7 protein-coding genes and 1 pseudogene are annotated in these 9,191 nt (G+C 51.3%); 7 read left to right on the top strand and 1 reads right to left on the bottom strand.

Annotation, left to right across the window (positions count from 1 at the left end):
• The first annotated feature begins 70 nt into the window (after positions 1–70).
• Positions 71–559 (top strand): pentapeptide repeat-containing protein, encoded by a 489-nt coding sequence (locus tag LKK83_RS23700; protein ID WP_324633864.1) that lies wholly within the window; start codon positions 71–73, stop codon positions 557–559.
• 175 nt (positions 560–734) lie between these two features.
• On the opposite strand, the gene LKK83_RS23695 is transcribed toward LKK83_RS23700, so the two are convergent.
• A complete protein-coding gene (locus tag LKK83_RS23695) occupies positions 735–1,001 on the bottom strand; it encodes a hypothetical protein (protein WP_324633863.1) in 267 nt (88 codons plus the stop codon).
• Between the two features lie 1,313 nt (positions 1,002–2,314).
• Here LKK83_RS23695 and LKK83_RS23690 point away from each other — a divergent pair.
• The 6 genes and pseudogenes from LKK83_RS23690 to LKK83_RS23665 all read left to right on the top strand — a co-directional run bounded on the left by LKK83_RS23690 (position 2,315) and on the right by LKK83_RS23665 (position 9,007).
• Positions 2,315–3,463: a glycosyltransferase gene (locus tag LKK83_RS23690; RefSeq protein ID WP_324633862.1), complete on the top strand. Its 1,149-nt coding sequence runs from the start codon at positions 2,315–2,317 to the stop codon at positions 3,461–3,463.
• A 254-nt stretch (positions 3,464–3,717) separates the two neighbouring features.
• The gene (locus LKK83_RS23685) at positions 3,718–4,419 is read left to right on the top strand and encodes a sugar transferase (RefSeq protein WP_324633861.1); all 702 of its coding nucleotides are present in this window, start codon (positions 3,718–3,720) and stop codon (positions 4,417–4,419) included.
• A 617-nt stretch (positions 4,420–5,036) separates the two neighbouring features.
• Positions 5,037–5,612: pseudogene (locus LKK83_RS23680) on the top strand (GDP-mannose 4,6-dehydratase); the annotation flags it as partial.
• 69 nt (positions 5,613–5,681) lie between these two features.
• On the top strand, positions 5,682–7,130 hold the full coding sequence (locus tag LKK83_RS23675; RefSeq protein WP_324633866.1) for a GDP-mannose 4,6-dehydratase: 1,449 nt from the start codon (positions 5,682–5,684) through the stop codon (positions 7,128–7,130).
• A 138-nt stretch (positions 7,131–7,268) separates the two neighbouring features.
• Positions 7,269–8,213: a GDP-L-fucose synthase family protein gene (locus tag LKK83_RS23670; protein WP_324633865.1), complete on the top strand. Its 945-nt coding sequence runs from the start codon at positions 7,269–7,271 to the stop codon at positions 8,211–8,213.
• 182 nt (positions 8,214–8,395) lie between these two features.
• On the top strand, positions 8,396–9,007 hold the full coding sequence (locus LKK83_RS23665; protein WP_324633860.1) for a 5-formyltetrahydrofolate cyclo-ligase: 612 nt from the start codon (positions 8,396–8,398) through the stop codon (positions 9,005–9,007).
• Positions 9,008–9,191 lie beyond the last annotated feature (184 nt).

Genomic DNA, 9,191 nt, shown 5'->3' with positions numbered 1-9,191 from the left:
GGGGGAGAACTCCTCCCTACGCATAAATGACGAGGGTTTCCGTTCTCCCCCTTACCAACCCTAATTTCTGATGAAACTAGAAATTGCCCTAACAATGTCCCTGGTGGCGTCCTTCGCGATCGCCTCCCCTGCGATCGCGCAACCCAATACTGGGGATCTGGCTCAATTGCGAGAAACCAAGACTTGTCAGCGATGCAATCTCAATGGCGCTGACTTGAGCGGCATTGATTTGCGTGGTGCCGATTTAACCGATGCTAATTTAATTAATGCCAACCTGAGTAATGCCAACCTCCAGACAGCAGACTTGCGAGGCGCTGATTTAACGGGAGCAAATTTTCAAATGGCTGACTTAACCCAGGCGAACCTCAATTCGGCTAACTTAAGTACGGCTAATCTCTTGGGCACCGTCTTGTTGGATGCCAATCTCGATTCGGCAGATTTGAGTAAAGCCAATTTTTATGGGGCAGACTTACGTAGAGCTAATTTCCGAGGCGCGAATATCAAGGAAGTTAACTTTTTTGGTGCCAACTTAGAAGGTGCGATCGGTCTGGAACCATAGCCTCCCACTGCCTTTCTATTCTACCTGACGCCCCAACTGCTCTTCCTCTTTTTTACCACGGTTTTCACCGCTTGCCCCTGAGTGATGATAAATCTTCCCTTCCCGTTGATTTTCCGGCGCATTTCCCACTCCTCCCCGTCTTCACTAGACTTCTCCAGAAAAGGTTCTCAAACCCTTATGCCACCGTTCCTAAATCGGTATTTTTGGAGAGGTCTACTGTCGCGATCGCGGGGGTGGGAAATGCGCTCTCCACACCGCTACACTCACCCTCTGAAAGCCCCGCCAATCTCACCCTCCGCATGCCCAATTTTGCCCGATCCATAGGGGTAGCGCGGGGGAAAGCCTCGGACGCCATTTGCGATCGCTTGATGACATTGGCGAGAATTTTCCCTTCACCCCCTCCATCCCCCAAATGCAGGTAGCAAACCCTCACTAGTGGCAAAGCTGCAATTTCAACTTTAGGAGTTATCAATATAGTATAAGCTGAGAAAAGACCCTTCTCATCGCGCTACTCACATTTCCACAACCGTCCCACTCCCGTCCCCTCCCCCACAAACACCCACCGACGGAGGCTATAGGCTGCCTATCTTTCACTTCCCCTTATCAGAGAAAATGGCCAAGCGCCGATTATCTCTAACCCATACACTGCACAACCCACCCCTGTGAATCGAATTCGAGACGCTAACAAAGTCTCAATTCTTAATTTTTCATGCTCAATTTTCCCGTTACCTCGCCCCACTTTATACGGCAAACTCACAGAAACCTGCGGAGTGCAACGGTTTTTCGCAAGCGCTAACCCAACTCTCTCAACCTTCACGCACCACCTCAAAATCCCTCGCCCGAAAGCTAAGTTACCAAGATCGTCCGTTTTTTTCGTTCTCAGGGTGAACGATGATGAGCAAAAGGTTCAGACATCATCCCTGTGGCTTGGAAGGTGCAAGTGCAAATTTATACTATTTTCAAACCCCAGAATTCTGGCGGGCGAAGTGCCGAACCAGATCTAAGCTATCTCATAATACTCCATAATTTATCTGGGGGCGCGATCGGCAATCTCTTCCCAGGAGAACCTCATGGGGTCACGCTTGAGGCTCTCTCCCATTGCCAAAAAAATACAATTCATCCTTATCCCTCGCAAAAGAGAAGAATAATAACCGTCGCTCTTTCCCTACCATGCAACCCTAATTATTATCGCTCCCTGCAAGCCGATCGCGCGGAATTCGACGAAGAACAAGCCTTGCAACACTGGCGGACTTTTCACATCAATATCAATAATGAAACCCGCCGCTTTTTATGTCTTATCAATTTAGACGACTACCGACTCGAAGCTACTTTAGCGAGGAACCACCGATCTGTCCGAACTGGATTCAGGATTTTCTCGTGGGGGTGATATCTATCTCTATGACTTGAATGCCAACAACCTGTCCCAACTAACTAACCACGACGGTGGATAATCAGCGGCTTTATACTTAAAATCCGTAGCTAACGTTGCACTTAGCCCAGGCCAGAGGTAGCTAAAATTGCAATCTAGAAGCAAAATAAGTCAAGAAACGCGAACCGATCGCCCCCGAGCGAGTGTGGAGAAAAGCAAAGTATGATACCGTAGGTTAAGTTGGGTGCTTTTATTGCCCTTCGCAGGTTGCGATCGCGCCCGTTTGAAGGATTCCCAATGCCTTGCCGAATTCTTTTTTTCGGTTTCCCGGCTGGGTGAATTCTGACCGTTGCTCAACTGTAATACCCCGTACATTGTCGCGAATAATGGTGAAAAATTATGCTCTGGTGCATGAATGGCTAACCCCTCATGCCACTGGAGGTTCGGAACTGGTGGTCAAAGAAATACTCAACATTATTGACGCCGACCTTTATGCCTTGATTGATTTTGAATCAACCAATCCCGACAGCTACCTGTTTAAGCGGGAGATCGGCACCACCTTTTTACAAAAGTTTCCCTTCGCGCGCACCGGGGTGCAAAAATATCTGCCCTTTTTACCCTTGGCGATCGAGCAACTGGATTTGCGGGAGTATGACGCGATCTTATCTTCTTCCCATGCCGTGGCCAAAGGGGTACTCGCCGCACCGCACCAGACGCATATCTGTTACTGCCATACCCCGATGCGCTATGCGTGGGATTTAACCTTTGATTATCTCAATCACAGTTCCTCGGGTCGGGGAATTCAGGGAATCTTGACGCGCTATTTGCTGCATCGCCTGCGCCAGTGGGATGCGATTTCCGCCAACCGGGTGGATTATTTTATTGCCAACTCGCAACATACCGCGCGTCGGATCTGGCGCTGTTATCGGCGAGAGGCGGAGGTGATTTATCCGCCTGTGAATGTCGATCGCTTTTCATTTCAACTGGACAAGGAAGAATTTTACCTGACGGTTTCGCGACTGGTGCCTTATAAAAAAATCGACTTAATCGTTCGCGCCTTTAACCAACTGGAAAAACCCCTGGTGGCGATCGGGACCGGGCCGCAGTTGGCCGAAATTCGGGCGATCGCCGGTCCTAACGTGCAAGTGCTGGGATCTCAGCCCGATGCGGTGGTGGAGGACTATATGGCTCGAGCCAAAGCCTTTGTCTATGCCGCCTGTGAAGATTTTGGCATGGCCTTGGTGGAAGCGCAAGCCTGTGGTACCCCGGCGATCGCTTATGGTGCAGGGGGGGCCAGGGAAACGGTACTGGATCTGCGGGAATATCCGCAAACTGGTACCGGGTTATTGTTTCCGGCGCAAACCGAAGCGGCGTTAATGGAAGCGGTAGAAACCTTTGAGGCGCTGCGATCGCAGTTTAACCCTCACCAAGCCCTCGCCCGGGCTTTACAGTTCTCCCCGAAAGTCTTTCAACAGCGTTACAAAACCTTCCTGGAATCTTGTGGCGAACCCGGGCATCCCTCCGGGAGGGAATAAAGCCAACCCCCGGCAGTTCACCAATGCAGGAAGGAGTTACAGATAATTAATTTCTAACACCTGCCCAGCGATCGCGGATCGATCCCCCCGAGGCGATGGAAACCCGAAGGGAAAAACGCCGGACAAGTCCCACAGGCACTTGGAAAGAGGCGATCGGGTCAACTCTGAAAGTCCCCTGTAATCTCCAGACGCAATGCAAATTGTCTGAAGGCTTTACAATCAGGACTGTGTGTGGTGTGAATTAGAGGAGTAAGATGACTGCCGATAGCCAACTCATCTCCGGCAAAATCATTCAGGCGGTTACGAAGCGTGCCTTTTGGCGAATCCTCGTTGGTATAGACGCAGAATTTGTCAAGCGGCTGTTCGACGTACTGTTTTCCCTGTGCGTTTTGATACTGTTTTCCCCAGTGTACGTAATTTTAGGGCTGCTGATTTACATCAGTTCCCCCGGACCCATCTTTTACCTGCAAGAGCGCGTGGGGAAAAACCATAAAAAGTTCGGTTGTATCAAATTCCGAACGATGGTGCAAAATGCCGACGAAATTTTGCTGGATCTTATGGAAACATCGCCCAATCTCCGAGAAGAATTTGAAGATAGCTTCAAGCTCAAGCACGACCCTAGAATCACCTGGATCGGCCATTTCTTGAGAATAACGAGTCTAGATGAATTCCCTCAATTCTGGAATGTTTTGAGAGGGGAAATGAGCGTGGTCGGCCCTCGTCCTTTAGTGGTCGAAGAACTTCCAAAATATGGGCGACATATTGATAAAGTGCTAACCATCAAGCCAGGAATTACCGGGTTGTGGCAAGTTTCGGGGCGAAACGACATTCCCTATCATCGGAGAATTCAAATTGACGTTTACTATGTCAATTTCCAGAACTTTTGGATGGATATGTGGATTATCTTGAAAACCCTAAAAGTCGTATTGTTCCCCAAAGATAACGGGGCTTACTAACCCCTAAAAATCTTAATAAACTGTGCCCGATAGACCGGGACAGTTTATTAAGATTTAGCAGCGACTTGCTGCAGGAAAAACCATGTTTTAACAAAGGGGGACATAGGGGAGCCAGTCGAAATCCCATAAACAAAGCGCCAATTCCTTCAGAAAAAGATAGGGAAAAGCTGGTTTAGGGCAATAGAACCCACCCGGAAACAGAAATCATTTGCGATCGCTCCTGCCCGAACCCGTCGCGCAGCCAAAGCTTTGTTAAATTTTTGTCAAACCCACACCGGAACTTCACATGAGGGTGAAGATTTCGCGGTAAACTGTTAATCATTTAAGACTCCGTGGAATCAAGATCGAGGGGAGTCGCGAGCGCTAGAGTTCCGGGCACAGCTTGGAACCCTAGGGTCCAACAGACCCAACGCCAACCGGAACTTCCCCCGAGGGTGAAGTAGCGCGGGGAGCAAAAAAACCCAATTTAATAAGTCCCCTCTCAGGAGCGCAAAGTAAGCATAGGGGCAGGAGGCAAGAGCAGGGAAAAATCCAGGGTGCTTGTCAGTCGAGCGACTGACGCGATCGCGCTCGATCGTCCTGCCCATCCAACCACAGATCTAGAGGAAAAATAGAGGATGACGGAACGCAAGCGGGCATTAATCACAGGCATCACCGGTCAAGACGGGTCGTACCTCAGCGAATTGCTGCTGGAAAAAGGCTATGAAGTTCACGGAATTATCCGCCGAACCTCCACCTTTAACACCGATCGCATCGATCACATTTACGTAGACCCCCACAAACAAGATGCCCGATTATTTCTGCACTACGGCGACTTGACCGATGGCGTCACGTTGCGCCGAATTCTCGAAGAAGTCAAACCCGTAGAAATTTACAACCTAGGGGCGCAATCCCACGTGCGGGTGAGCTTTGACGCCCCCGAGTACACCGTGGATACCGTGGCGATGGGAACCCTGCGCCTGCTCGAAGCGATTCGGGATTATCAACACCGCACCGGGATCCAAGTCCGCTTTTATCAAGCCGGATCCTCGGAGATGTTTGGCAAAGTGCAGGAAATCCCGCAAACAGAGACCACCCCATTTTATCCGCGCAGTCCCTATTCCTGCGCCAAAGTTTACTCCCACTGGCAAACCGTCAACTATCGCGAATCCTACGACCTATTTGCCTGCAATGGAATTTTGTTCAACCACGAGTGCGTCACGGCGCAAACCCCAGTCATCGTTCGCCAAGACGGCTTAATCGATATCCTTCCCATTGAAGATATGGTTCCCCATTCCAGGGAGGGGAACCCCGGCGATCGCCACACCACAAACCTCGTCCGGGGCGATCGCTTTCAGGTTTGGGATGCCAATGGCTGGACCGAAGTCACTTGCATGACCGCCACCTGGAATGGAGCCAACTGCCCCTCCCCGAAAGCCTTGCATCGGATTGCCGCTCCCGGAGCAGTTTACCATGCCACCAGCGACCACCGGGTGTTTGCCCGCCAAAACGAGCAAACCCTGGAAAAACCCGCCGACGACATCCAAGTTGGGGACTCCTTAGCCTTAATCCACCTTCCCCAACCTACCGAGCAAATCGATTTGACCGAAACCGAAGCCTGGTTGCTGGGAGTTTTGGCGGCGCGCGGGGAAGTGAGCGCATCGGGAAGCATCACCGTTACCCTGGCAAATCCTGCGGATCGCGATCGCCTCGCCGCCAGTTGGCGCAAGGTGACGGGGGGACAGATCGCGCCAAACCGTAGCGCCACCGATAAGATTCAACTGCAACTGCATGGCAATCGCGAATATGGTCGCTACATCTACGCTTCCCTTTACAGCAGTTGCGGTGACAAGCGGATTCCGAAGCGGATTTTAAATGGGTGCGATCGCGAACGACTGGCCTTTTTACAAGGATTTTATGGCTTAGATGAACTCCACCGCACCCCCACCGCCTCCCCGGTGCCCGAATTTCGCACTGCTTCTGCGGTGATGGCAGCCGGTCTGTATTGGATGGCGCTCACCACCCTCCACCAATCGGCGAGAATTGGCACGGAACAGCAAGAAGACCGACTTTACTATCGCGTCACCCTGAATTGTGCCGACGACCCCCACCCGGGCCAACCCCTCGATACAGTCGTCAAAGCCGACAAAATTAACTACACCGGTTGGCTATTTGACTTCGCCACCACCTCTGGCACCTTCCATGCGGGAGTGGGACAAGGATGGATCCACAACTCCCCCCGACGGGGTGAAACCTTTGTCACCCGCAAGATTACCCGGGCGGTGGCGCGCATCGTCGCCAAACAGCAGCAAAAACTCTACCTGGGCAACCTGGATGCCAAACGCGACTGGGGATATGCCAAAGACTACGTGCGCGCCATGTGGCTGATGCTGCAGCAAGACCAACCCGACGATTACGTAATCGCCACCAACGAAACCCACTCCATCCGGGATTTTCTCCAGTTAGCCTTTAATTACGTCAACCTCAACTGGGAAGACTATGTGGAGTTCGACCCTCGCTATCTGCGTCCGGCGGAAGTTGACCTGTTAATTGGCGACCCGGCGAAGGCGAAAAAACAATTAGGATGGGAACCCTCGGTGACGTTCGAGCAATTGGTCGCCTTGATGGTGGAAGCGGACTTACATGCCCTCGGCATCGAGTCTCCCACCGGGAAATCCATTCTCGATCGCGCCTTTATTCGCCAAGAAATCGGCCACCGCATGGTGGATTAATCGCGCCATTTAATACCGGGCAAATCCGAAGGAAAAGCGTGCCGAGTGGCGCTTTTCCTTCGCGATCGCGGCATACTCAAAGGAGCGCGCGCCTGGAACTTAGACTACAACATACTTGAGCAGCCCAGGGGATATGCAATGGAAAGCATCGATTTAAAAGACAAACGAATTCTGGTCACCGGGGGAGCCGGTTTTCTGGGTCGGCAAACTATCGACCAACTGTGCAAAGCCGGTGCCGATCGCGAAAAAATTACCGTACCGCGATCGCGCGATTATGACATCAGGAAAATGGACGCTTGCCAGAGTGTCGTCCAACAACAAGATATCATCATTCACCTCGCCGCTCATGTGGGAGGTATTGGCTTAAACCGGGAAAAACCCGCCGAACTTTTCTACGATAACCTAATGATGGGCACTCAATTAATTCATGCTGCCTATCAAGCAGGGGTGGAAAAATTTGTCTGTGTCGGCACTATCTGCGCCTATCCCAAATTCACCCCAGTTCCCTTTAAAGAAGAAGACCTCTGGAACGGCTATCCGGAAGAAACCAACGCCCCCTACGGTATCGCCAAAAAAGCCTTATTAGTCCAACTGCAATCCTATCGCCAACAATATAACTTCAACGGCATCTATTTACTCCCGGTTAACTTATACGGACCGGAAGATAACTTCGACCCGGGCAGTTCCCACGTCATCCCGGCGTTAATTCGCAAAGTCCACGAAGCACAACAACGGGGCGATAAAGAATTAGTGGTTTGGGGAGATGGCACCCCCAGTCGCGAATTTCTCTACTCCACTGATGCAGCAAGCGGCATCGTTATGGCCACTCAATCCTATCACAAACCCGACCCGGTAAATCTGGGCACCGGCCATGAAATTACTATCCGCGATTTAGTCGAACTGATTTGCGAGTTGATGGAATTTGATGGGGCAATTGTCTGGGATACGGACAAACCTAACGGTCAACCGCGCCGCTGTTTGGATACGGAACGCGCCAAACAAGAATTCGGTTTTACCGCTGAGGTAAGCTTTAAAGAAGGGCTTAAAAATACCATCGATTGGTATCGCAAGCATGCGGATTAATTCCCGGTTTCCGGTATCGGGAAATGAGTTAAAAGTTGGCTGATTTTTCAATGGTTTGGCGCTGACAATACTCCCGTTTCGAGCGGAGATTCCTCCGAAACGGGAGCGTTCGGGAAATTTGTTGAGCCAATTGTCAGCGGGTTGACTCGAAATTGGATAAACTGAGGAATCCGGTTTAAAATATGAGGGATAAAAATCTCGGTGTTAGACTTGTGAATGCGATCGACCCTAAACTGGAAAAAGCTCAACTGAGAGGGGATCTGCTACAGGTGCGAAAATCCCTCTCTGTAGAAGAATGGCGGGAGAAAAGCGATCGCCTAATATCCCACCTGCAATCTGCTGCTCAATTTACCCAAGCGCGAACCATTCTCGCTTATTTCAGCTTTCGCCAAGAACCAGACCTCAGCCCGCTGTTTATCCACCCCCACCACCAATGGGGCTTTCCCCGCTGTGTGGGCAAATCCCTGGTTTGGCATCGCTACTGTGCCGGCGATACCCTGACTAGGGGAGCTTTTGGCATTACCGAACCGAGCGCCGACGCGCCGCTGTTGTCCCCGGAGGCGGTGGATTTAATCCTAGTTCCGGCTGTGAGTTGCGATCGGCGCGGTTATCGGTTGGGTTATGGCGGCGGCTTTTACGATCGCTTTCTCAGTCAGAGCGCATGGGCCGACAAACCCACGATTGGCATTATCTTTGATTTCGCGTTTGTCCCCGAGTTACCCATCGAACCCTGGGACCGCCCCTTGCACGGCGTCTGTACCGAACGCGGATTGCGCTTCATTTCACAGCGATAAGCCTCACTTGCGCCCCTCCCGGGGGGGGTCACGCGACGGACGATTGTCCGTCGCGCCTCAACCACTCCCTTTCGTTGTCCATGTGGTCAAGAAAATACAATTACTATAATGTCAGGGACTCCGTAGAAACCAACCCCATGTCTAAAGCCAGGGGCTTGTACTTCTAACCACCTGACCAGCCTAA

Origin of the sequence: Phormidium sp. CCY1219 (assembly GCF_035615515.1) — a bacterium.
Classification (GTDB): domain Bacteria; phylum Cyanobacteriota; class Cyanobacteriia; order Cyanobacteriales; family Laspinemataceae; genus CCY1219.
Note: the sequence above shows the minus strand (reverse complement) of the source record. Positions and strands in the feature narration are given on the sequence as shown.